Genomic DNA, 23,945 nt, shown 5'->3' with positions numbered 1-23,945 from the left:
CGGAGAGCAGCCACTGCCCTACCCACAGCGCGAGGAACACGCCCTTCAGCAGCAGCCCGGTCCGCTTGATCCGCTCGCGGACCCGCAGGCCGACCAGTGTGTCGGCCTTCTGGGGCAGGTACACCAGCTGGACCGCAGTCTGTTCGTCCACGACGTCGGCGGAGGTTTCCGCGCCGTTGTCGGTGTCTTCGGCGCTGCGGCCCTCGGCCATGATCCCTCCCCGGTACGACGACCCGCGGATCCTATCGAACCTCAGTGCTCGGGCGGACGGCCGCCGCGGCGGGGCAGGTGGCGGTCGAGTATGCCGCGCAGCCGGTCGGTGTCGTCCCTGCCCATGGCGCGCTTCGGCAGATAGTGCACGACGAGCAGGTACGGCGCGGGCGTCAGCAGGACGAATCCGGCGGCGGTCTCCACGTACCCGCCGAGGCTCCGCCAGCCCCGGCGCGTCTCCATGTGCGTGCCCGCGAAGCGCACAGCGTCATCGGAGTCGGCGACGGTCACGTTCCAGGGCCCGAGCGGGGTGCCCATCCTGGCATGCCTCGTTGCCAGGACGCCCGTCCTGACGACGAGGCCGAACAGGCTGCAGAGGAAGGCGATTCCCGCGGCCAGGACGCTGTCGGCGAGCAGCCACACCGCCACTGCGAAGAGAACCGGCGAGAGCAGTCCTTGCAACCGGCCCTTCATCCCCCCGTACCCGCCCGCGTGCGTGGAACGCGTCGGACCAGTCCGGCTGCCCCAGCTCGTATCTCAGCTCGACGACGGCACCTGCCGCTGTGCTCCGCCTCTCTGTCACGACCCCTCCCGATGCTGCTCGGTGACGAGCCGTGATCGTAGCGGGCAGGCCACCCCTGGCCCAGTCGAGGACCGTCAGCCCTTACGACACCGCGAGTTCAACCTCAGCAGGCTGCCCCGCAGAATTGCGTGCCCTGGATGAAAACCGCCCGGCGGACGGGCGCCGTTGCGCAGCCGTTCGCCGGGCGGGAGTGGTGGGGTGTCGGCTCGTCAGGTACGGACGGGAGGCGTGAAACCCGCCCGGCGGCCCCGGACCGGGGTCCGGGGGCGCGGCCCCTGTGAGCGGTTACGCGCCCGACTCCTCGTAGCGGGCGGCGAGTTCGGCCACGCCCGTCTCCGTGAGTGTGCCGTGCAGGCGCATGCGGGCCACGCCGCCGTCCGGGAAGGCGTCGAGGCGGACGTGTGTGACCACGGCCTGAGCGCGAAGGGGGAAGCGGTGGAGGGCGTCGGGCTGGAGCTTGGTGCGGGGGATGATGCCGAACCATTCGCCCGTCTCGCCGTTGCGGCCCTGGAGGGCGATCCAGCCGGCCGCGTTGCCCTTGAGACAGGCCGTGTCGATCTCGACCGCGCGGACCGCGCCCTGGGCGACCAGGCGGAAGCGCACCCAGTCGTTCGTGTCGCGGACCCGGCGGCGGCGGTTCTCCCAGCCGTCGTCCATCTTGCGGGAGGTGCCGGGCAGGATGATCTGGGTCGGTGAGGAGTAGAAGCGGTCCGAGGCGTCCTCGTACGCACCGCCGTTGAGCACCGCGATCAGGTCGATCGTGCCGAGGGTCGCCAGCCACGTGGGGTCGGGGAGTACCTCGCCGTGGACACGGAGGCGGGCGATGCCCCCGTCGGGGTGCTGGCAGAGGCGGATGTGGGTGTATCGGCGGCCGCCGGTGATCTCGAAGCCGTTGGCGGCGTGGCCGCGTACGGGGGTCGGCGGGACGATCTCCTCCCATTTCACGTCGTCGGCGAGGAGTTCGGAGGGGCTGGGTGAGCCCTCGACCGACGTCGCCTGGATCGAGACGCGCTGCGGGTAGTTGCCGCGGAAGTGGGCGGTGTCGACGACGATGCCGCGGATGATGCCGGGGGCGCCGAGGCGGACGAGGGCCCAGTCGTGGTCCTCGGGCGACGGGAAGGGGTGCGCGGCGCCGGTGCCGCGGCGGCGGCGGGTCTCCCAGCCGTCCATGATCTTGCCCTTGTGCCCGAAGCGCTCGGGGTCGAACACGGCGCGCTCACGGATCAGCAGGTTCTCGCGCTCGGCGAAGAACTCGTCGTTCGCGGCGATCACTCCCGCGCCGAGGCGGCGGTCGGCAAGGTCCACCAGGTCGCTGAAGGGAAAGTCGCCGGTGCGGTAGTCGGCGTAGGGGTCTCCTCCGCCGTACGGGGCCGCGTCGTTGGCGTGGGGGTCGTTGTCCGTGGCCGTGGTCTCGCTCGCGTCGAAGGTCATGTGCGTCACTGTCGCGCGGAATGAACCATCAGGTCCATCGAAAATTTTCGCACAATTCCTTCAGGTCAGCTGAATGTTTTCGCCCGGGCCGTGCTGACCTGTTCGAGCGCGGCCAGGACCCGGGCCACCGCCGGGCCCCCCTCCGCCCCCTGCCGTACCGCCGCCACCACATGGCGCCTGGGCAGGTCCGCCTCCAGAACACGCAGCACCACACCCTTGCGGCGTTCCGCCGATGCCATCCGCGGGATCAGCGCGACGCCCATGCCCGCCTCGACCATGGCGAGGATCGCGGTCCACCCGGAGGCGCTGTGCGCCCGCTCCGGCACGAACCCGGCCGCCTCGCACGCGGCCGTGGTGATCTCCGACCAGGGGCCCGAGCCGCCGAAGATCCACGGTTCGGCGGCGAGGTCGGCCAACCGGAGGCCTGGGGCGTCCGCGAGCCGGTGTCCGACAGGGAGGGCGATGTCGAGCGGGTCGGTGAGCAGGGGGAGGAGGGTGAAGCGGGGGTCGTGGGCGGTCGGTGCGTGCGCGGCGAGGGAGAGCGCGAGATCGACGTCGCCGGCCGACAGGAGGTCGTACGCCTCCGCGGCCTCCGCCTCCCGTACCCGTACGGACGGTCCCGGCCGGTCGTCGGCGCGCAGGAGCCGGACCGCCGGTACGACGAGGGCGGGCACCGCCGTCGAGAAGGCGCCGACCCGTACCTCCCCCGCCTCGCCCCGCAGGTAGCCGGTCAACTCGGCGTCCGCGCGCTCCAGTTGGGCGAAGACCGCTTCGGCGTGGCGGAGCACGAGGTGTGCGGCGTCGGTGAGGCGGACGCGTCGGCCCTGTGCTTCCAGCAGGGGTACGCCGAGCTGTTTGGCGAGGTTGGAGAGCTGCTGGGACACCGCGGAGGGGGTCATCAGCAGCGTCTCGGCCGTCGCCGTGACGGTCCCGCGCTCGCTCAGCGTGCGCAGAATCCGGAGCTTCTTGATGTCCCACTCGGTCATGTCCGCACATTATCCGCCGCTGCGGACCCGGCCCGTCCGGCCCCCAGCGCCACTCCGCCGATGATCAGCGCCGGACAGAGAAGCTCCACCGGCCCCGGTCTTGTGCAGCAGAACTCAATGATGAGGAGATGCGCTCTGCCGGAACGCACAACAGAGCGCCTCGCCGTGCCTTACGCACGTCGAGGCGCCCTGGGGCAGCACTCATGGGGCCACGCAGTTCTGCCGCTGCGCAACCGGAGGGTCAGGCCTGCTTCTTGGACTTGTCCAGGAGCATGACCAGGCCCGCGATGATCACGAACAGAGCGATGGGGGCCACGACGTAGAGGCCGATCGTGTCGATCGCGCTCAGGCCGGGGCCCGGGTCGTCACCGTCGTCACGGATCAGCGCAAGCGCGGGGGACGACATGAGCAGCATCATCAGCGTCGTACCGGCCGCCACGGCGCCGGCGCGCATTGCGTTCTTCTTGTCCACGGTGCAAACGTAGCGAACACCTAGGAGCGGCGCGCGCCCGGGGGTGCCGTACGGGGATGTGGGCGACTGTTCTCGGGGTCGAGGACCTCCATCAGGCGGTGCAGGCGAGGGGACGCGGCGAGCTCCTCCAGGGTGACCGGGTGGCCCTCCGCGTCGGCGATGGGCAGCCGCCAGTTGGGGTACTGGTCCCAGGTGCCCGGCAGGTTCTGCGGGCGGCGGTCCCCGACCGTGTCCGGGAGCCAGATGCCGGCCATGCGGGCGGGGGTGCGCAGCAGGAAGCGGTGGACGGCCCGGACCGCGCCCTCCTCGTCGCCCCCGCCCTCCGGGAACAGTCCGAGCCGGGCGAGCAGAGCAAGCCACTCGGCGGTGTCGGTGGCGTCCTCGGTCTGTTCCTGCTCCAGGGTGCGGGTGAGCAGGCCGAGGCGGTGGCGGAGGGTCACATGGTCGCCGGTCAGCCGGGCGGCGGTGGACGGCAGGTCGTGGGTGGTGGCGGTCGCCAGGCATCCCTCACGCCAGTCCTGCGGGAGCAGGGGGCGGCCGGTACCCGCCCAGTCGCGCTCGAACCAGAGCACGGACGTGCCGAGCACTCCGCGCCGGGCGAGTGCCTCGCGTACGCCGGGTTCGACCGTGCCGAGGTCCTCCCCTATGACGACCGCGCCGGCCAGGTGCGCCTCCAGGGCGAGGACGGCGAGCATCGCCTCGGCGTCCTGACTGACGTACGTGCCCTCGGTCGGCGGTTTCCCCTCAGGGACCCACCAGAGCCGGAACAGGCCCATGACGTGATCGATGCGGAGCGCGCCCGCGTGGGCGAGAAGACCGCGCAGCAGTCCGCGGTACGGGGCGTAGCCCGACGCGGCGAGGACGTCGGGGCGCCATGGGGGCAGCCCCCAGTCCTGGCCGCGCGCGTTGAACGCGTCCGGTGGTGCGCCGACCGACATGCCGTGCGCGAAGGCGTCCTGCTGGGCCCAGGCGTCGGCGCCGCCAGGATGCACGCCCACGGCGAGGTCGTGGACGATACCGACGGCCATCCCGGCGTCCCGCGCGGCGCTCTGGGCCGCGCCGAGCTGGGTGTCGGTCAGCCAGGCGAGCCGGCAGTGGAAGTCGACCCGGTCGAGGAGCTCGGCGCGGGCGCGGGCGGTCTGCGGGGAGCGGGGATCGCGCAGCGCGGGCGGCCAGGCGTGCCAGTCGGAGCCGTGCGCCTCGGCGAGGGCGCACCACAGGGCGTGGTCCTCCAGGGCCTGTCCCTGGTCGGCGAGGAAGTCGCAGTAGGCGGCGCGCCGGCCGGGGGTCAGCGGGACCTCCCGTACGAGTTCGAGAGCCTGGCGCTTGAGTTCCCAGACGGCGTCCCGGTCGATCCGGGCGCCCTTGTTCAGGACCGCTTCGCCGAGGGCTTCGGCACTCTGTCGCAGGTCGTCGAGGACGGCCCGGTCCCGCACGTGCCCGTACTCCGGGATCGACTCGATGTGCAGATGGACGGGGTCGGGGAAGCGGCGCGAGGAGGGACGGTACGGGGACGGGTCGGTGGGTCTGCCCGGTACGGCGGCGTGCAACGGATTGATCTGGACGAACCCGGCGCCGAGGGTCCTGCCCGACCAGGCGGCGAGATCGGCGAGGTCGCCGAGGTCACCCATGCCCCAGGAGCGGCCGGAGAGCAGGGAGTAGAGCTGCACGAGGAAGCCGTGGGTGCGGCGGGGCGGTTGGGGCACCCGGGCGGGGGCGACGATCAGCGTGGCGGTCGCGGACCGGCCGCGCTGGGTGCGCACGGTCAACCGGTGGACGCCGAGCGGGGGTTCGGCCCACCAGGCCGGGGTGGCGCCGCTCACCGCGGAAACGGCCGGATCCGGCTGTCCGCCCGACACCTTCATCCGCGGCGGCCGGGGCGATCCGGCCGCGTCCTCCGGCTCGATGTCCAGTGTCGTGCCGGGGCGCAGTGCGGTCAGCGCGGGCGGCAGGGGCTCCCCGGTCCACACCACGAGCGTCGGCGGGAGCAGCCGGGAGGCGGCCGCGGACTCGGCGGCGGCGAGTGATTCCCGTACCGCTTCCGGTGTGGCGGCGTCCACGCCCAGCGCGGCGAGCACGGTGATCACCGTGTCGTCGGGGACGGTCACCGTGACATCCGCGGACGGGGAGTAGGAGGTGGCGACACCGTGCAGTGCGGCGAGCCGGGACAGGCCCATTCAGACTCCTGGGGACTCCGTGCCCCCCGCGGTGCCGGGGGCGGTCGGCTCGCTGGTCAGCGGGGTGGCGGCGGCGAGCGGCGGCTCGCTCGTCAGCGGGGTGGCGGCGGCGAGCGGCGGCTCGCTCGTCAGCGGGATGGCGTCGGCGAGCGGCGGCTCGCTCGTCAGCGGGATGGCGTCGGCGAGCGGCGGCTCGCTCGTCAGCGGGATGGCGTCGGCGAGCGGCGGCTCGCTCGTGAGAGGTATGGCGTCGGCGGACGCGGATTCGCCGGTGAGCGGGCCGGGACCCGGTACCTGTTCGGACAGGGCGGAGAGCAGAAGCTGCGCGGCAGCGGGCATGGCGGCCTCCTGGCCGTGGACAAGTGGACACAGCAGGCCTACCCAGCGGGCGCGGCCGCAGACATAGGCACGACAACAACGACTTCAACGTGCCCTGGGTCACATTCCGTTCCTCCGGGGCCGGTTGCCCGTAAACCGTCCGCCGTTTTCGGCCATTCGGCGTCATCTCTGCTGCGGTCCGCCGATCGTCGACTCCACCACACCCCATCCGCCGCATCGGGCATATCCGACATAACGGCCAGACGCATTGACACCCTCGCGCCCGGGTGGTGGGCTCGGAGCCCATCGGCGGGAGCGAGGGAGTACGGCATGCAGCTCAGGCGCAGAAAGCAGGCGGCGGCCGTCGCCGCCGCCGTGCTCGGCGGACTGCTTTCCACCGGCTCCCCGGCCGCGTTCGCCGCGCCCTCGGCCCCCGGCTCTCCCGCCGTTTCGACATCCGACCGTACGGACGACGGCGCGCTGCCCACCGTGTGGCCCCGCCCGCAGACCATCAAGGCGTCCGGAGCCGCCGTTCCGCTCTCCACCGAGGTCACCCTCCTGGCCGGAGCGCACACCGATCCGTACACCGTCGACGCGGCCCGGCAGGTGCTGCGCGACGCGGGCGTACGGACCGTCCACGAGGCGCTGCCGGGCCGTGGGCCGGTCATCCGGCTCGGCGGCGACGACGCCCAGGACGCCCTGCGGGCACTGCGCGCCCCGGAGCGCGCCGATCTGCCGTCCGGCGGCTACCGGATCGCGGTCGGTACGGTCGCGGACCGCCCCACCGTCGCCCTGGACGGTCTCGGCGACGACGGCCTCTTCCACGCCGTACAGACGCTGCGTCAGCTGATCCGGAACGGGAGAGTCGCCGGGGTCACCGTGCGGGACTGGCCGGGCACCGCCGTACGCGGCATGACCGAGGGGTTCTACGGGCAGCCGTGGACGCGCGAGGAGCGGCTCGCGCAGATCGACTTCATGGGGCGCACGAAGCAGAACCGGTACCTCTACGCGGCGGGCGACGACCCGTACCGGCAGGCCCGCTGGCGCGATCCGTACCCTGCCGAACGGCGCGCGGACTTCCGGGCACTGGCCGAACGGGCCCGCAGCCGGCATGTGACGCTCGGCTGGGCGGTCTCCCCCGGCCAGGCCATGTGCATGTCCTCGGACGGCGACGTGAAGGCGCTGACGCGGAAGATCGACGCCATGTGGGCGCTCGGCGTGCGCGTCTTCCAGCTGCAGTTCCAGGACGTCAGCTACAGCGAATGGCACTGCGACGACGACGCGGACACCTTCGGCAGCGGACCCGAGGCAGCGGCCAGGGCGCAGGCGCGGGTCGCGGGCAAGGTGGCGCAGCATCTCGCGGACCGGTACCCGGATGCGGAGCCGCTGTCGGTGATGCCGACGGAGTTCTACCAGGACGGGGTCACCGACTACCGCGCGGCTCTCGCGAAGGAGCTGGACGACCGGGTGCAGATCGCCTGGACCGGCGTCGGGGTCGTGCCGAGGACCATCACCGGCGGGGAACTGGCGGGTGCCCGCGCCACGTTCCGGCATCCGCTCGTCACGATGGACAACTACCCGGTCAATGACTACGCGCAGGACCGCATTTTCCTGGGCCCGTACACAGGCCGGGACCCGGCGGTCGCGATCGGCTCGGCAGCGCTGCTCGCCAACGCGATGAAGCAGCCGTCCGCGTCCCGCATCCCGCTGTTCACCGCCGCCGACTTCGCCTGGAACCCGAAGGGCTACCGGGCGCAGGAGTCCTGGCAGGCCGCCATGGACGATCTGGCGGGCGACGACGTCCGCACCCGGGACGCGCTGCGGGCGCTGGCCGGGAACAGCGCGACGTCCGTGCTGGGTGGCGACGAGTCGGCGTATCTGCAGCCGTTGTTCGCCGCGTTCTGGAAGTCCCGTACGACGGCGAACGCCACGGCGCAGGCCGACGCGGCGCGCGAGCTGCGGGCGGCCTTCACCGTGATGCGGGAGACCCCGCAGCGGCTGAAGGGCCCGGCGGACGGGCGGCTGGACGACGAAGTGCGTCCCTGGACGGAGCAGTTGGCCCGGTACGGCCGGGCGGGCGAGCTCGCCGTCGATCTGCTGCAGGCCCAGGCACGCGGCGACGGCGCGGCCGCGTGGAAGGCGTCGCTGGCCCTGGAGCCGCTGCGCGAAGCGGTCAGGGCGAGCGGGGCCACGGTCGGCAAGGGGGTGCTCGGCCCGTTCCTGGACCGGGTGCGCGAGGACGCCGACACCTGGACCGGCGCGGACCGCTCCGCCGGCACGGTGACCACGGCCCCGGGCAGTTATACGGTCCGGCTGAACCGGGCCCGCCCGGTGGAGGCCGTGACCGCGATGACCGTACCCGGCAGCGGAGCCGCGGCGGACGCGCGACTTGAGGCCCATGTACCGGGCGAGGGCTGGCGCCGCCTCGGCCGGCTGTCGAGGTCCGGATGGACCCAGACGGCGACCGAGGGCCTGCGGGCCGACGCGATCCGGATCAGCTGGGCGACGGGTGCCGCCGTGACCGCACCCGGCGTGAGCGCGGGCACACCACCACCGGTGGTCTCCGGAACGGTCCCCGAAGCCCCGCGGGTACGCGCCCTCGTGCCGTGGTTCGGTGACGAGCCCGCGGCCGGGCTCGATCTCGTACGCGGCGAGACGGACGCCGAGATCGGTGGCCGGCCGCAGCGGGTCGCGGCGCGGATCGCCGCCCGCCGCCCCGCCGAGGTCCGTGGCGCGCTCACCGCGAAGGCGCCCCGGGGCATCGAGGTGACCATCCCGAAGCAGACGACGGTGCCGCGCGGGTCACGTACCGACGTCCCCGTGGAGATCACCGTCCCGGCGGGCACCCCGGCCGGTGAGTACGAGGTGCCGATCAGCTTCGGCGGCGAGGAGAGCACCCTCACCGTGCGGGCCTACCCGCGGACCGCCGGGCCCGATCTGGCGCGTACGGCCACCGCCTCCTCGTCCGGCGACGAGACCCCGGACTTCCCGGCGGCCGCCGCGTCGGACGGCGATCCGGCCACCCGCTGGTCGTCCCCGGCCGAGGACGGCGCCTGGTGGCAGGCGGAACTGGCGGAGCCCGCCAGGATCGGGCAGGTGGTGCTGCGATGGCAGGACGCGTACGCCTCCCGCTACCGCATACAGGTCTCCGCGGACGGCCGCAACTGGCGCACGGCGGCGACCGTCCGGGACGGCAAGGGCGGGCGCGAGTCGGTCCGGATGGACGCGAAGGACACCCGCTTCCTCCGGGTGCAGGGCGATGCCCGGGGCACCGAGTTCGGCTACTCGCTCTGGTCGGTGGAGGCGTACGCCGTCGAGGACAGCCCCTGAGGGCTGCCCCGGGGACGACGAAGGCCCGGGGTTCTCAGGCTGAGATGCCGTCGATCCGGGCCATTGCGTCGTCCGCGCCGAAGGGTTGCAAGTACGGCAGCCAGCGCGGGTCCCGGTGCCCCGTCCCGATGATCCGCCAGGCGAGTCCCGTCGGCGGGGCGGGCTGCTGGTGCAGCCGCCAGCCGAGCTCCGGCAGATGCCGGTCGGCCTTGACGTGGTTGCAGCGGCGGCAGGCCGCCACCACGTTGTCCCAGGCGTGCTGTCCGCCTCGGCTGCGGGGAATGACATGGTCGACGCTGGTCGCGGCGGCACCGCAGTACATGCAGCGCCCGCCGTCCCTGGCGAAGAGCGCCCGGCGGGTCAGTGGAACGGGCCCCCGGTAGGGAACCCGTACGAACCGCTTCAGGCGGACGACGCTCGGGGCTGGAACGGCGCGGGTGGCGCTGTGCATGAGGGCGCCTGACTCCTCAAGGCAGATGGCCTTGTTCTCCAGGACGAGGACGAGCGCGCGGCGGAGCGGTACGACGCCGAGCGGCTCGTACGACGCGTTGAGAACCAGGACATGCGGCACGTGGATGCCTCCTTGTACGCCGGCGGCGCGTGGCTCGCGCCGGGACGATCCGATCTCAGTCTCTCCTCATGCCTGGTCAATCCGCCACCACGTGCGGGTAACGGGCCGGAAGGATTTTCCCGGGTCCAGGCCGCCCGCACGGCCCGGAAGCGCCGGAACAGGTGCTCAGGAGGCCGCTGCCGGAACCGTCGCGGAATCGATGTGCGATCGGCCACACCTGCCCTCGAACCCGTTCCCGGAAACGGATATCCCTTCCATATTCCCGGGTGAGACGTGTCTCTCCCCTCCGTCACCGCAACGGAGCACTCCCGATGCCCCGTTAGTGTGGTTGATCAGCCCACGTCCATCTGGAGGTTCCGCCGTGTCCCTGTCCGCCCTGTTGGCCGCAGCCCCGTCACCCGAGCCCGGCGGCTCGCTGGACGAAGCCGCCAAGCAGGCCGGCGACGCCGCTGGCTGGGTGGAGGAGAACTGGTCCACCTGGCTGAACACCGGTCTGCGGATCCTCCTCATCGCGGTCATCGCGGTCATGTTGCGCATCGCGATCCGCCGTGCTCTGACCAAGCTCATCGAGCGGATGAACCGCAGCGCCCAGGCCGTCGAGGGCACCGCCCTCGGCGGCCTGCTGGTCAATGCGGAACGCCGCCGTCAGCGCTCCGAGGCCATCGGGTCCGTACTCCGCTCGGTCGCTTCGTTCCTGATCCTCGGCACGGCCGCCCTGATGATCCTGGGCGCCTTCCAGATCGATCTGGCGCCACTGCTCGCCTCCGCCGGTGTCGCCGGTGTGGCGCTCGGTTTCGGTGCGCGCAACCTCGTCACCGACTTCCTTTCCGGTGTCTTCATGATCCTTGAGGACCAGTACGGCGTCGGGGACACCATCGACGCGGGCGTCGCCTCCGGTGAAGTCATCGAGGTCGGTCTGCGGGTCACCAAGCTGCGCGGTGACAACGGTGAGATCTGGTACGTCCGCAACGGCGAGGTGAAGCGGATCGGCAACCTCAGCCAGGGCTGGTCGACCGCCGGGGTGGATGTGCAGGTCCGCCCCACGGAGGACCTCGGCCGGGTACGCACGGTGATCACCGAGGTCGCCGGGCTGATGGCCAAGGAGGACCCGTGGAACGAGCGCCTGTGGGGCCCGGTGGAGATCCTCGGGCTGGACTCCGTGCTCCTGGACTCGATGACGGTCCGGGTGACGGCGAAGACGATGCCGGGCAAGTCGCTGAGCGTGGAGCGCGAGCTGCGCTGGCGGATCAAGCAGGCCTTCGACGAGGCGGGCATCCGCATGGTCGGCGGCGTGCCGGCCCAGCCGGACGAGCCGTCGGCGGCGGACCCGACCGCCGGGATGGCCGCCCCGTCCGCGTACGCGTCGACGACCTCGCCACAGTCGCTGGCCGCGACGCCCATCCCGCCGCAGAACCTGGCCAAGTAGCCGCGGAACCATGGGCGTCCCGCCCGGCCCTCAGGGGCCGTGCGGGACGCCCTTCGGCGTGAAAACGGGGTGGAGCAGCAGGGGTGCAGCGGTTGACGCCGAGACGGGTGCCGGCTCCTGCCGAACCCCGCGAAAGCGGGTGCGCTTCGGCCTGGAAGCGCCTTGTACGGCTCCCCGGATAACGCTTTGGTTGCCACCGGCGCTGCCATTGACGGGTTGGTGACGTGCGCCCTACGGTCCTCTCACCAAATAGGAAACTTTCCTAACAGAGGGCAGGTGCAGCGCTCATGGTCGGAACCACACCGGGCACCCCCCGCGTTCTGCGGGCCATGAACGACCGGGCCGCCCTCGATCTGCTGCTGGAGCACGGACCCCTCTCGCGTACGAAGATCGGGAAGCTGACCGGGCTCTCCAAGCCCACCGCGTCGCAGCTTCTGGCCCGGCTGGAGGCGGCCGGGCTGGTCGTCGCCACCGGGACCGTGGCCGGGCGGCCGGGGCCCAATGCCCAGCTGTACGCGGTGAACGCCCGTGCCGCGCATGTCGCGGGGCTGGACGTGAACGCCCACCGGATCGTCGCCGCCGTCGCCGATGTGACCGGGGAGACCGTCGGGGAGTTCGAGGTGCGCACCCCGCGACGGCGCGCCGACAGTGTGGTGCGGCAGGTGGCGGACGCGCTCGACGGTGCGGTCAAGGACGCCGGGCTGACCCGCGCAGATGTGCACCGTGTCGTCATCGGCACGCCGGGTGCCTTCGACCCCGGTACCGGGCGGCTGCGGTACGCCGCCCACCTGCCCGGCTGGCACTCCCCCACCCTGCTCGACGAGCTGGCCGCCTTCCTCCCGATGCCGGTCGAGTACGAGAACGACGTGAACCTCGTCGCGGTGGCCGAACAACGGCTCGGCGCGGCCCGCGGGCACGACGACTTCGTCCTGCTGTGGAACGAGGAGGGGCTCGGCGCCGCCGTCGTCATCGGCGGACGGCTGCACCGCGGCTTCACCGGCGGCGCCGGTGAGGTCGGCTTTCTGCCGGTGCCCGGCGTCCCGCTGGTCCGTCAGGTCACCCAGGCGAATTCGGGCGGTTTCCAGGAGCTGGCGGGCGCCCAGGTGCTGCCCCGGCTGGCCCGGGAGCTCGGCATCGACGACGAGCTGACCCGCGCCACCGGTACCCATCACGAGGTCGCGGCCGGCCTGATCGCCCGGGCCGCCGCGGCCGCGGAGCAGGGCGAGGACGGCCCGTATGCCCGGCTCCTCGATCTGTTCGCCACCGGCCTCGCGACCGGCCTGGCCTCCATGGTCGCCGTACTCGACCCCGAACTCGTGGTGCTCTGCGGCGAGTTGCTCGCCTCCGGCGGGGAACCGCTGCGCGCCCGGGTGCAAGGGGAGCTCGCCGAACTGGCGGCCTCCCGGCCCCGGCTGATCACCGGTGACGTCACGCACAGGCCCGTACTGCGCGGGGCGCTGGAGAGCGCACTCGCCATCACCCGCGACGAAGTCTTCGACACGTCGCACACCACACCGACTGGAACCTGACCATGGCCGCGACCGTACTGGTCATGGCCCTCGTGATCCTCGTGTTCTTCTTCGCTCAAAAGGCATTTGTCGAGGGCGTCACACTGACCGGAGCAAAGGGCTGACCTATGAAACTCGCAGTAGTTGGTGGCGGGTCCACCTACACCCCTGAACTGATCGACGGCTTCGCCCGGCTGCGGGACACGCTGCCCATCGAGGAGCTCGTGCTCGTCGACCCGGCGGCCGACCGTCTCGACCTCGTCGGCGGTCTCGCCCGGCGGATCTTCGCCAAGCAGGGCCACCCGGGGCGGATCGTCACCACCTCGGACATCGACGCGGGCGTCGCCGGCGCCGGCGCGGTCCTGCTGCAGCTGCGCGTGGGCGGCCAGGCCGCCCGCAACCAGGACGAGACATGGCCGCTGGAGTGCGGCTGCATCGGCCAGGAGACCACCGGGGCCGGCGGCCTCGCCAAGGCGCTGCGCACCGTCCCGGTCGTCCTCGACATCGCCGAGCGGGTCCGGCGCACCAACCCCGACGCGTGGATCATCGACTTCACCAATCCGGTCGGGATCGTGACGCGGGCGCTGCTCCGGGCCGGTCACAAGGCCGTCGGTCTGTGCAACGTGGCGATCGGCTTCCAGCGGAAGTTCGCCAGGCTGCTCGACGTCACCCCCGGTGAGGTGCATCTCGACCACGTCGGGCTCAACCACCTGACGTGGGAGCTCGGGGTGCGGCTCGGCGGCCCGGACGGCGAGAACGTCCTGCCGAAGCTGCTCGCCGAGCACGGCGACGCGATCGCCGGCGATCTGCGCATGCCCCGTGCGATCGTCGACCGGCTCGGCGTCGTCCCCTCGTACTACCTGCGGTACTTCTACGCCCATGACGAGGTCGTACGGGAGCTCGGCACCAAGCCGTCCCGGGCGGCGGAGGTCGCCGCGATGGAGAAGGAACTCCTCGCCATGTACGGCGACCCGGCGCTGGACGAGAAGCCCGCGCTGCTCGCCAAGCGCGGCGGCGCGTTCTACTCGGAGGCAGCCGTGGACCTGGCGTCCTCGCTGCTGGGTTCGGGCGGCTCGGCGGTGCAGGTGGTCAACACGTACAACAACGGGACACTCCCGTTCCTGCCGGACGACGCGGTGATCGAGGTGCAGGCCCGGGTCGACGGCACGGGTGCGACGCCGCTCGCCGTTCCGGAGCTGGACCCGCTGTTCGCGGGGCTGATCGCCAACGTGACGGCATACGAGGACCTCGCCCTGGAAGCGGCCCTGCGCGGCGGCCGGGCCACCGGGCGGGCGGGTGGGAGAGACACCGGGCGGGCGGGCGGGAGAGAGGCAGTGTTCAAGGCATTGCTCGCCCACCCCCTGATCGGCCAGTTCGAGTACGCCGAGGCGCTCACCGACAAGCTGATCGCGCACAACCGGGAGCACCTCGCGTGGGCGTGAACGCTGCGGTCCTCGCCATCGACGCGGGGAACAGCAAGACCGATGTGGCCCTGATCGGACCGGACGGAACGCTGCTGAGCTCGGTGCGCGGAGGCGGCTTCCAGCCGCCGACCGTCGGCATCGACGTGGCCGTGGACGTCCTGGCCTCGGCGATCGGCGAGGCGCTGGCGAAAGCACGGGCCCATGGCGAGCCGGTGGACTCCGTCGCGCATGTGTCGGCGTGTCTGGCCAATGCCGATCTCCCGGTCGAGGAGCAGGCGCTCGCCGCGGCGCTGCGGGCCCGTGACTGGGGCCGCACGGTGGAGGTCCGCAACGACACGTTCGCGATACTGCGCGCCGGGGTCGACGAGCCCCGGGGCGTGGCCGTCGTCTGCGGTGCGGGGATCAACTGTGTCGGCATGGTGCCGGACGGGCGGACCGCGCGCTTCCCCGCCATCGGCCGGATCTCCGGTGACTGGGGCGGCGGTTCGGGGCTCGCCGAGGAGGCCATGTGGTGCGCCTCGCGGGCCGAGGACGGGCGCGGCGAACCGACCGAACTGGCGCACACCCTGCCCGCGCACTTCGGGCTCGACTCGATGTACGCGCTGATCGAGGCGCTGCATCTGGGGCACATCGAGTTCGAACGGCGGCACGAGCTGACGCCGGTACTGTTCGCGACCGGTGCGGCCGGGGACCCGGTGGCACGCGGTCTCGTGCACCGGCTGGCGGAGGAGGTCGTCGCGATGGCGTCGGTCGCGCTGACCCGCCTCGGGCTGCTGGACGAGGAGACACCGGTGGTCCTGGGAGGCAGCGTGCTGGCGGCGCGCCACCCGCAGCTGGACGACCGGATCGCCGAACTCCTCGCGGCACGCGCCCCGGAGGCGGTGGTCCGGGTGGTGCAGGAGCCGCCGGTGCTGGGCGCCGGGCTGCTGGGGCTGGACCACACGGGGGCGGCGCCTGAGGTGCACAGCAGGCTGCGCGCGCAGTACAGCTGACACCTCGGCAGACAGTCGCCGCAAGGGGGCGTCCTGCGGCGATCACGCCGCAGGACGCCCCTTGCGTGCGGGAACCGATCAGTTGTCCCGAACGTGTTCATGGGTGGGGAGATCAGTCCGCTTCGGGGATCGCTCCGCCGATTCGTCTTGATCGGCGGCGCCTGTCTTGATCGAATGCGTGGTGCATCCGTGGACCGATGCACGATCCAGGCGTTCCTGGTGTGGATGTCGGTCCCTGCGGCCATACTTCTGGCCGGGTACCAGTCCTCCGATCGGCCGGGGGATGGCCACCGTCAGCGACCGAGGGGGAGGTCACGTGACACACCCGCCGAATGTGCGCACAGCGCCGGACCACGTGCCGGCCCAGCCGCCTGTGCCCGTGCCCGCTTCCGTGCCCGCGCCGCGGCGCGGCGCCTGGTCCGAGTCGACGGAGCGGTTGCGTGCCGCGGCGACGACCGAACCGGGCAGACTCCAGATCATCGGGGCCGTACTGGCGGCGCTCGTCGTGGCGTTCGGCGCCGTGACGGCGATCGAGGTCTCCGACCGGGCGACCGCCGCCGACGACGTGGTGAGCCGCAGCCAGCCGCTGAGCGCCGAGGCGGCGAACATCTACCGCTCCCTGGCCGATGCCGACACCGCGGCGGCCAGCGGATTCCTGGCGGGGGCGCAGGAACCGCGCGATGTCCGCGAGCGGTACGAGAAGGACATCGAGGACGCGTCCCGGCTGCTGGCGAAGGCGGCGTCCACCACGGACGCCGCGTCGCTGTCCGGCCAGGAGATCGCCACGCTCAACGAGGAACTCCCCCGGTACACCGGACTGATCCAGCGGGCCCACGCCAACAACCGACTGGGGCTGCCACTGGGCGGCGCCTACCTCCGGTACGCGAACCAGAAGATGTCCAAGGAGCTCCTCCCCGCCGCCGAGCGGCTCTACACGGCGGAGACCGGACGGCTCGACCAGGACTACGACTCCGCACGAACCTGGCCGCTCTTCTCGCTGGGTCTCGGTGCCGTCGCGCTGGGCGGGCTGTTCTGGGCGCAGCGGCGCAACTACCGAAGGACGAACCGGGTCTTCAACCACGGGCTGCTCGCCGCGACCGCCGCGTCCACCGTGCTGGTGCTGTGGCTGGCCGTGGGACACACGGTCGCACGCGCCGAGCTGCAGGACGCCAATGTGCACGGGCAGCAGTCACTCGATGTGCTCAATCAGGCGCGGATCAACTCGCTGAAGGCACGCGCCAATGAGCTCCTGACCGTGGTCGCCCGCGGCGCGGTGCTCACTCCCGACGGCAAGAACGACAAGTACGAGACCGACTACACCACGGGCATGAAGGCTCTCGGCGAAGAGCTGGGGACGGCCAGGAAGCTCGCCGACGACTCCCAGGGGAGCGGGCCGGTGGCGCACGCCATCAGCGGTGTCTCCGAGTGGCAGACTCGCCACCGGACCGCCCGCAAGACCGACGACAATGGCGACTACGAGGGCGCACTGAAACAGATCATCGGGGCGAAGGAGTCCACCGGGGAGTCCTTCAACCGGGTGGACGACGCACTGGAGCGGGCACTCGCTCATGAGCAGGGCGAGTTCACCCGGGCCGCGAAGGACGGGCGCGGGGCGCTCGGGGGACTTCCGATCGGGGCGGCGGCTCTCGCCGCGCTGGCCGGTGTCGCCGCGATCATCGGGGTCAACCGCAGGCTGTCGGAGTACCGGTGAGAGGGGGAACGATGACCAGGACAGGTTCCGCCCGGGCCGGACTGCGCGGCTGGGGCGGGGTGACGGGGATGGCCGTGGCCTGCGCGGTGACGGCCTCGCTCACCCTGCTGCCGCTCTCGCACGGCGGCGGCGACTCCTTCGGCATCAATGTCTCCGGGCCGGGTACGGCGACGGCGGTGCCCGCCCGGGCCAATGACTGCAAGGACCCGGAGGCGAGCCTGCAGCCGTCGAGTGCCGACGGACCGAGCATCGCGAAGATCAAGGCACGCGGGAAGCTGATCGCCGGGGTCGACCAGAACAGCTTCCGCTGGGGCTACCGCAATGCGGAGACGGGCAGACTCGAAGGTTTCGACATCGATCTGGTGCGGGCCATCGCGCAGGACGTCCTGGGCGACCCCGACAAGGTGATCTTCCGGGCGATCCCCACCAACCAGCGCATCGCCGCCCTGGAGAACGACAAGGTCGACGTCGTCGTGCGAACGATGACGATCAACTGCAGTCGGCTCGAACAGGTTTCCTTCTCCACCGCTTACTTCCAGGCCGGGCAGCAGGTCCTCGCTCCGAAGGACTCGCCGATCACGGGATACGACAAGTCCCTGGCCGGCAAGCGGGTCTGCACCGCGGAGGGCTCCACGGCGTACGAGGCACTGGAGAAGCAGTCCTTCGGCGCGGTCTTCAAGGACGAGCACGACGGCACGGAGGCGGACGAGGACCGGCTCACCGTCCCCAACCAGCTGGACTGCCTGGTCCGGCTGCAACTGGGCGAGGTCGACGCGGTGGTCACGGACAACGCGCTGGCGGCGGGCCAGGCCGCCCAGGACCCGGCCGTCGTCCTCAAGGGCGACAAGCCGTTCACCACCGAGTACTACGGCGTGGCCACGAAGCACGGCGCGAACGACCTGGTGGCCCGGGTCAACCAGGTGCTGGTCGACTACCGCAGCGGCGGTGCGGACAGCCCCTGGATGGTGTCGTACCGGAAGTGGCTGGCGACCGGACTGCCCGGCATAACAGCGCCGCCTGCGCCCAAGTACCGGAGCAATTAGTCCTTGATCCCGCCGGGTCCGCCCGGCGGGGAGAGCGAAGAGGTGATCGATGGGCGTCGCGGGCCCTTTCCCCGGCTATGCGGGGAGGCCCCCCGGCCCGGTCATGGACCGGGACGAGGCGGACCGTGCGCTGGCCCGGCTCGGCGCGGAGCACGAGGCGATCGAGACCTCGCTCCTCGCCCTGCAGGACCATGCGGGCCGTCGGCTCCTGGAGGGCGCCGATCTGACCGGTGTCACCAAGGAGCGCTGGGCCGCCACCGAGCAGTCGATCACACTGCTGTGGGGATATTTCGACGCCTATGCCGGGGCGATCGGCGCGGCACGTGAGATACGGGCCAGGCGTCGATATCCCAACCGTGAGGACCTGCTGGCGCTGACCGAACTTCTGCGCGGCCAGGGCGTCGCGGTGGCGTCCACCGCCACCCGGCCCGATCCGTCGATCACCGGTCCGGCCAGGCTCTCCGAGCGGTTCACGCTGGAGGAGCTGGTCGCCCGGATGAACGAGCTGTACGCGCGCTCGCTGGACATGGTCGTCGCCTCCGACTCCGTATGGTCCGCGCTGCCCGCCCGGATAGATCTGCTCGCCGCCGAGCTGCGCCGGACGCGTTCGCTGGCGCACTCCGTCGGCGTACGCCCGGGGGAGCACCCGGCGGGCGACGACCTGGAGTCGATCACTCATGAGCTGACCACGCTGCGGGTCCAGGTGATCTCCGATCCGCTGGCGTTCTGGCTGCCGGGCCCCGGCAGCGCGGCGCCCGGCGGCGGACGTCCGGACACGGCGCGCTACGACCGGGCGGCCCGCGCCCTCGACGACGTGCGGCGGGAGATCGAGGCGGTGCTCGCGGTCCGCCAGGACGCCGAGCAGCGGCTGGTCCGCCTGCGCGACGTGCTCTCCCGCGCGGACCGCACGCTGGCCGAGGCCCGGTCGGCGCGCGGCGAGGTGCTGGCGAAGATCGCCGCGTCCGAGGTGCCCGCGGTCAGCGGTCCGCCGACCGCCCTGCAGGAGCGGCTGGCCGCCGCGTCGGAGTACCGCAGACACGCCCAGTGGCACCGGCTCTCACCACTGCTGGACTCGCTGGAGCGGGAAGCGGAGGACGAACTGCTGCGGGCCCGCGAGTCGCTGTCGGCGGTCACCGCGCCGCTGGCGGTCCGGGCGGAGCTGCGTGGCCGGCTGGACGCGTACAAGGCAAAGGTCGCCCGGCACGGTCTGGCGGAGGACCCGGTGCTGATCGAGCGGTACGACGCGGCGCGCCGGATGCTGTGGAGCGCCCCGTGCGATCTGCGGGTCGCCGGGCAGGCGGTGCTTCGCTATCAGGAGGCGGTGGCGGAACTGCTGGATGCCGGCCGGTCGTCCGCACCGGAGGACCGGCGATGAGTACGCGTACGCGTGCGTGCAAGGTGAACGGGCCGCTGCTGCGGCGGGGCGAACAGGGGGACCGACCATGAGTACGCAGTGCCAGCGCCCCGCATGCGAGGGCAATTACGAGGACATGGGCGGCGGTGAGCTGTACTGCGACACCTGCGGTCTGGCCCCGGTCGTCTCGCCGAAGGGCATGCTGAGCTCGCCGCCCACCGGTATCGCGGTCGGCAGGGGGGGCAACAGCAGTTCGGCGCGGAGCAGTTCACGGGCATCGTCCGCGGCGTCCTCACGTTCCTCGTCCCGCTCGTCGACTTCGCGTCGTTCGGTCTCGGGACGGCTCTCCCGGCCCCTGTCGGGGACCTCCACGGCCCGCTCGGTGTCGGTGCGTTCCTCCGGTGCGTCGTCGGGCGCTTCCGGGCGCAACCGGCTGGGCGCGGGCCTGGTGCAGGTGCCGGACGTGCCGCGGCCCGACCCGCGTTCGGCGGTGATGGAGAACCCGGAGGTGCCGGAGCGGAAGCGTTTCTGTTCGCGCTCCGACTGCGGGGCCCCGGTGGGACGTTCGCGTGGCGAACGGCTGGGTCGTACCGAGGGGTTCTGCACCAAGTGCGGCCACCCGTACTCCTTCGTGCCGAAGCTCCAGGGCGGCGATATCGTGCACGGCCAGTACGAGGTGGCGGGCTGTCTGGCGCACGGCGGGCTCGGCTGGGTCTATCTCGCGGTGGATCGTGCGGTCTCGGACCGCTGGGTGGTCCTCAAGGGTCTGCTGGACACCGGCGACCAGGACGCCATGGCGGCCGCGATCTCGGAGCGCCGCTTCCTCGCCGAGATCGAGCACTCCAACATCGTCCGGATCTACAACTTCGTCGAGCACCTCGACCAGCGGACCGGTTCGCTCGACGGCTACATCGTGATGGAGTACGTCGGCGGCAAGGCGCTCAAGGAGATCGCGAACGAGCGCCGCACCCCGGCCGGGAAGCGGGATCCGCTGCCCGTCGAGCAGGCGTGCGCGTACGGCATCGAGGCGCTGGAGGCGCTCGGACATCTGCACAGCCGCAATCTGCTGTACTGCGACTTCAAGGTCGACAACGCGATCCAGACCGAGGACCAGCTGAAGCTGATCGACATGGGCGCCGTGCGCCGGATGGACGACGAGGACTCGGCCATCTACGGCACCGTGGGGTATCAGGCGCCGGAGGTCGCGGAGGTCGGACCGTCGGTCGCCTCCGATCTGTACACGGTGGCGCGGACGCTCGCCGTGCTCACCTTCGACTTCCAGGGGTACACGAACGTCTTCGTGGACTCACTGCCCGACCCGGACAACATCGAGGTGTTCCGGACGTACGAGTCGTTCTACCGGCTCCTGGTCCGGGCCACGGACCCGGACCCGGCGCGGCGGTTCGCCTCGGCCTCGGAGATGGCGGAGCAGCTCACGGGGGTGTTGCGGGAGGTCGTGGCGTTGCAGACGGGGCGTCCGCGGCCGGCCCTGTCGACGCTGTTCGGTACGGAACTACGGGTCACGGACACGCAGTTGTTCGCCGAACTGACGGGCGATGTGTCGCGGCTCGGGGTGCGGGCGGAGCCGGCCGGGCGGCGGAGGGGGAAGGGGGCGGGTGGATCCGGGGTCCCCGTCGCAGCGGCTCCGGCCGCCGGGGCTGCGGCCCCGCCGGGGCCGGAGGGGCACACGGTGCAGGGTGGTGTGCCGGGGCAGCGGGCTCCGGGGGCTGCGCTGCTGTCGGCGCCTCCCACGCACGTCCGGGGCGGTAACGGTACGGCCGCCGCTCTCTCGTACGCGCAGACCCGGGCGCCCGTTCCGGCGCCGCGGCTCGCGCCCGCCGACCCGGGCGCGCTCCCGGGCCCGTACGTCTCCGCCGGCCCCCGGCTGGCCGGGTTCGACGCACGGGCCACCTCGCTCGCGCTGCCCGTCCCCCGGGTCGACGCGAGCGACCCCAATGCGGGATTCCTCGCCGGCGTGATGACGTCCGCACCCGTCGAACTGATCGCCGCACTGCAGGCGGTACCCGCCGCCTCGCTGGAGACCCGGTTGCGCGAGCTGCGCGCCCGCCTGGAGCTGAACGACCCCGGGGCCGCCGTCCAGACGCTGACGGGTCTTGAGTCGCTGCACGCGGACGACTGGCGGGTCGTCTGGTATCGCGGGATCACCTCACTGGTGACCGGGGACAACGAGGCTGCGGCGCTGTCGTTCGACGCGGTCTACGACGCGTTCCCCGGCGAGCCCGCACCCAAGCTGGCGCTGGGCATCTGCGCCGAGGTCCTCGGCCAGCTGGACAACGCCGCCGAGTACTACCGCCTGGTGTGGACGACCGATCCGAGCTTCGTCAGCGCCGCGTTCGGCCTGGCCCGGGTGCAGATCGCCGCCGGGGACCGGGCCGGGGCCGTACGGACGCTGGAATCCGTGCCCGAGGCGTCGATCCACTACACGGCGGCCCGGGTCGCCGCCGTGCGGGCCCGGCTGCGCGAGCGCGCCCCGCACGAGCCGCTGATCGCCGACCTGACGGCGGCCGCCGACCAGGTGGCCGGGCTGCAGAGTTTCGGGCTGGACGCGGTGCGCCGCGAGCAGTTGTCGACGGAGGTCCTGGGAACGGCGCTGGACTGGGTACTCTCCGGGAGTCCGACGGCACAGCCGCCGGCTCCGCCGTCGCAGGGGCCTGCCGGGCCGAGAATGCTGCTCGGCAGTGAGTTGGACGAACGCGGCCTGCGTCTCGGCCTGGAGCGTTCGTACCGGATGCTCGCCCGGCTTGCACAGCGCGGCGACGAGAGGATCGAACTGGTGGAGCGGGCCAACCGTTTCCGCCCCCGGACGTGGGTGTGAAGATGTCGCAGATGCACCAGGAGACCGCCTTGTCGAGGTGTCCCAACTGCGAGGAGCCGCTGGAATCGGGCGACCTGTTCTGCGGCGCGTGCGGGTACGACCTGTCGGTCGTCCCCGCAGCGCCGGAGGACCGCCCGACGATCGCGATCACCGTGCCGGTGACCGGTGCGCCGGTGGCCGGTGCCCCCGTGGCCGGTGCCCCCGTGACCGGTGCCCCCGTGACCGGTGCGCACGGGACCGGTGCGCACGGGACCGGTGCGCACGGGACCGGTGCGCACGGGACCGGTGCGCACGGGACCGGTGCGCACGGGACCGGTGCGCCGGTGGCCGGTCCGGGCGGGCGCACCGCGGCGGCCTCCGGTTCGGTGGAGTGGTCGGCCGCGTCCGCCGCCGACCGGTCCGAAGCGCCCGCCCCGGCCGGTCCGCCCGCCGGAGTCCGTTTCGACCGACCGGGCGAGTCGGCCGACTTCGAACTGGCCGCGCCCGCGGCATCCGTCGCCCCCGATCCCCGTACCACCGGCGCCGCCCCGGAGCAGGAACGCACGCCACCGGCGGGCACCAAGCTGTGCGTGGCCTGCCGCGCCGGTCATGTCGACACCGACGGCTACTGCGAGAACTGCGGTCACGCCCAGCCCCGCGAGCGCGACCACATGGAGCAGGAGCTCGGTTCGGTGGCAGCCGTCACCGATCGCGGTCTGCGCCATCACCGCAACGAGGACTCGTTCGAGGTGTCGACGACCGCCCTGCCGGACGGCTCCCCGGCCGTCGTGGCGATCGTCTGCGACGGCGTCTCCTCGGCGAGCCGCCCCGACGAGGCCTCGGCCGCCGCCGCGACGGCGGCGAACGAGGCGCTGCTGGAGTCGCTGCCGCGCGGTGCGCACCCGCAGCAGGCGATGCACGACGCGATCGTCGCGGCAGCCGAGTCGGTCAACTCGCTGGCCCACGACGACGGCCGGGCCAGGGAACACGATCCGCACCACCACACGAACGCCCCGGCGTGCACCCTCGTCGGCGCGATCATGGCCGGTGGACTCCTGGTCGTCGGCTGGGTCGGCGACAGCCGCGCCTACTGGGTCCCGGACGACCGCACTCACCCGCCCGCACGCCTCACCGAGGACGACTCATGGGCCGCGCAGATGGTGGCGGCGGGACTGATGAACGAGGCGGAGGCGTACGCGGACGAGCGCGCCCACGCCATCACGGGCTGGCTCGGCGCCGATGCGTACGAACTGGAGCCGCACACCGCGTCGTTCAAACCGGACCGACCGGGTCTGGTCGTGGTGTGCACGGACGGGCTGTGGAACTACGCGGAATCCGCGGCCGAGATGGCCGCCGCGGTACCCGCCGATGCGCACGAACGGCCGCTGCACGGCGCCCAGGTCCTGGTGGGTCACGCGCTCGACGGTGGGGGCCACGACAACGTAACAGTGGCTCTGCTGCCGTTCGCCGTGCCGTCACCAGGGGCAGGATCGGCGTAAGACCGACCGGCAATTGGGGGGTGGGTGAAGGAGCGGGGCTGGGGTGCGTGCATCGCAAGGCGGAGGATTGAGCCATGGCGGAGCCCTGGTGATTG

At 72.3% G+C, this 23,945-nt stretch carries 19 protein-coding genes and 1 pseudogene; 11 read left to right on the top strand and 9 right to left on the bottom strand.

The annotated features are described in order from the left end of the window. The 7 genes from AB0I23_RS38900 to AB0I23_RS38870 form a co-directional block, all read right to left on the bottom strand. Positions 1-211, bottom strand: a 211-nt coding sequence (locus AB0I23_RS38900) for a hypothetical protein (RefSeq protein WP_359117476.1), incomplete at its 3' end; no start/stop codon positions are given. Between the two features lie 41 nt (positions 212-252). After that, the gene (locus AB0I23_RS38895) at positions 253-684 is read right to left on the bottom strand and encodes a YcxB family protein (protein ID WP_359117474.1); all 432 of its coding nucleotides are present in this window, start codon (positions 682-684) and stop codon (positions 253-255) included. Positions 685-1,078: 394 nt separating this feature from the next. After that, positions 1,079-2,224, bottom strand: coding sequence for an allantoicase (gene alc, locus AB0I23_RS38890; protein ID WP_359117472.1), 1,146 nt, complete (start codon positions 2,222-2,224; stop codon positions 1,079-1,081). 65 nt (positions 2,225-2,289) lie between these two features. Continuing rightward, a complete protein-coding gene (locus AB0I23_RS38885; RefSeq protein ID WP_359117469.1) occupies positions 2,290-3,210 on the bottom strand; it encodes a LysR substrate-binding domain-containing protein in 921 nt (306 codons plus the stop codon). Between the two features lie 241 nt (positions 3,211-3,451). Beyond that, complete coding sequence (locus AB0I23_RS38880; protein ID WP_436847064.1) at positions 3,452-3,682, bottom strand: hypothetical protein; 231 nt, start codon at positions 3,680-3,682, stop codon at positions 3,452-3,454. A 20-nt stretch (positions 3,683-3,702) separates the two neighbouring features. Then, entirely contained in the window at positions 3,703-5,859 is a 2,157-nt protein-coding gene (malQ, locus tag AB0I23_RS38875) for a 4-alpha-glucanotransferase (protein WP_359117467.1), read from the bottom strand. Beyond that, positions 5,860-6,198 (bottom strand): hypothetical protein, encoded by a 339-nt coding sequence (locus tag AB0I23_RS38870; protein WP_359117465.1) that lies wholly within the window; start codon positions 6,196-6,198, stop codon positions 5,860-5,862. It lies immediately after the preceding gene. A 309-nt stretch (positions 6,199-6,507) separates the two neighbouring features. Here AB0I23_RS38870 and AB0I23_RS38865 point away from each other — a divergent pair, with 309 nt between their 5' ends. After that, a complete protein-coding gene (locus AB0I23_RS38865) occupies positions 6,508-9,507 on the top strand; it encodes a beta-N-acetylglucosaminidase domain-containing protein (protein WP_359117462.1) in 3,000 nt (999 codons plus the stop codon). Between the two features lie 34 nt (positions 9,508-9,541). Here the strand turns inward: AB0I23_RS38865 and AB0I23_RS38860 are convergent, their stop codons facing one another. Further along, complete coding sequence (locus AB0I23_RS38860) at positions 9,542-10,078, bottom strand: HNH endonuclease (protein WP_356322447.1); 537 nt, start codon at positions 10,076-10,078, stop codon at positions 9,542-9,544. A gap of 361 nt (positions 10,079-10,439) precedes the next feature. Here AB0I23_RS38860 and AB0I23_RS38855 point away from each other — a divergent pair, with 361 nt between their 5' ends. From AB0I23_RS38855 to AB0I23_RS38820, 8 genes and pseudogenes are all read left to right on the top strand, one after another. Continuing rightward, complete coding sequence (locus tag AB0I23_RS38855; protein WP_359117459.1) at positions 10,440-11,504, top strand: mechanosensitive ion channel family protein; 1,065 nt, start codon at positions 10,440-10,442, stop codon at positions 11,502-11,504. 287 nt (positions 11,505-11,791) lie between these two features. Next, complete coding sequence (locus AB0I23_RS38850; protein ID WP_359117456.1) at positions 11,792-13,033, top strand: ROK family transcriptional regulator; 1,242 nt, start codon at positions 11,792-11,794, stop codon at positions 13,031-13,033. Further along, positions 13,009-13,137 (top strand): annotated as a pseudogene (locus AB0I23_RS38845) (carbohydrate ABC transporter permease); the annotation flags it as partial. The gene AB0I23_RS38850 and the pseudogene AB0I23_RS38845, both read left to right, overlap by 25 nt. Before the next feature lie 3 nt (positions 13,138-13,140). Then, positions 13,141-14,454, top strand: coding sequence for a 6-phospho-beta-glucosidase (locus AB0I23_RS38840; RefSeq protein ID WP_359117453.1), 1,314 nt, complete (start codon positions 13,141-13,143; stop codon positions 14,452-14,454). Beyond that, positions 14,445-15,428, top strand: coding sequence for an N-acetylglucosamine kinase (locus AB0I23_RS38835; RefSeq protein ID WP_359117450.1), 984 nt, complete (start codon positions 14,445-14,447; stop codon positions 15,426-15,428). The genes AB0I23_RS38840 and AB0I23_RS38835 overlap by 10 nt, the downstream gene beginning before the upstream one ends. A gap of 316 nt (positions 15,429-15,744) precedes the next feature. Next, the gene (locus AB0I23_RS38830; protein ID WP_359117447.1) at positions 15,745-17,139 is read left to right on the top strand and encodes a hypothetical protein; all 1,395 of its coding nucleotides are present in this window, start codon (positions 15,745-15,747) and stop codon (positions 17,137-17,139) included. A gap of 11 nt (positions 17,140-17,150) precedes the next feature. After that, entirely contained in the window at positions 17,151-18,182 is a 1,032-nt protein-coding gene (locus tag AB0I23_RS38825) for a glutamate ABC transporter substrate-binding protein (protein ID WP_359117444.1), read from the top strand. 49 nt (positions 18,183-18,231) lie between these two features. Further along, a complete protein-coding gene (locus tag AB0I23_RS38820; RefSeq protein WP_359117441.1) occupies positions 18,232-19,557 on the top strand; it encodes a hypothetical protein in 1,326 nt (441 codons plus the stop codon). A 105-nt stretch (positions 19,558-19,662) separates the two neighbouring features. Here the strand turns inward: AB0I23_RS38820 and AB0I23_RS41885 are convergent, their stop codons facing one another. Beyond that, entirely contained in the window at positions 19,663-19,908 is a 246-nt protein-coding gene (locus tag AB0I23_RS41885; RefSeq protein ID WP_436847063.1) for a hypothetical protein, read from the bottom strand. 16 nt (positions 19,909-19,924) lie between these two features. Here AB0I23_RS41885 and AB0I23_RS38815 point away from each other — a divergent pair, with 16 nt between their 5' ends. Beyond that, positions 19,925-22,372, top strand: a complete 2,448-nt coding sequence (locus AB0I23_RS38815) for a tetratricopeptide repeat protein (protein WP_436847065.1) — start codon at positions 19,925-19,927, stop codon at positions 22,370-22,372. A 2-nt stretch (positions 22,373-22,374) separates the two neighbouring features. Further along, positions 22,375-23,850 (top strand): PP2C family serine/threonine-protein phosphatase, encoded by a 1,476-nt coding sequence (locus AB0I23_RS38810; protein WP_359117436.1) that lies wholly within the window; start codon positions 22,375-22,377, stop codon positions 23,848-23,850. Positions 23,851-23,945 lie beyond the last annotated feature (95 nt).

The organism is Streptomyces atratus, from assembly GCF_040655115.1.
Taxonomy (GTDB): Bacteria; Actinomycetota; Actinomycetes; order Streptomycetales; family Streptomycetaceae; genus Streptomyces; species Streptomyces atratus_D.
The sequence above is the reverse complement of the archived record's forward strand: the minus strand, read 5'-3'. Positions and strand labels throughout refer to the sequence as shown.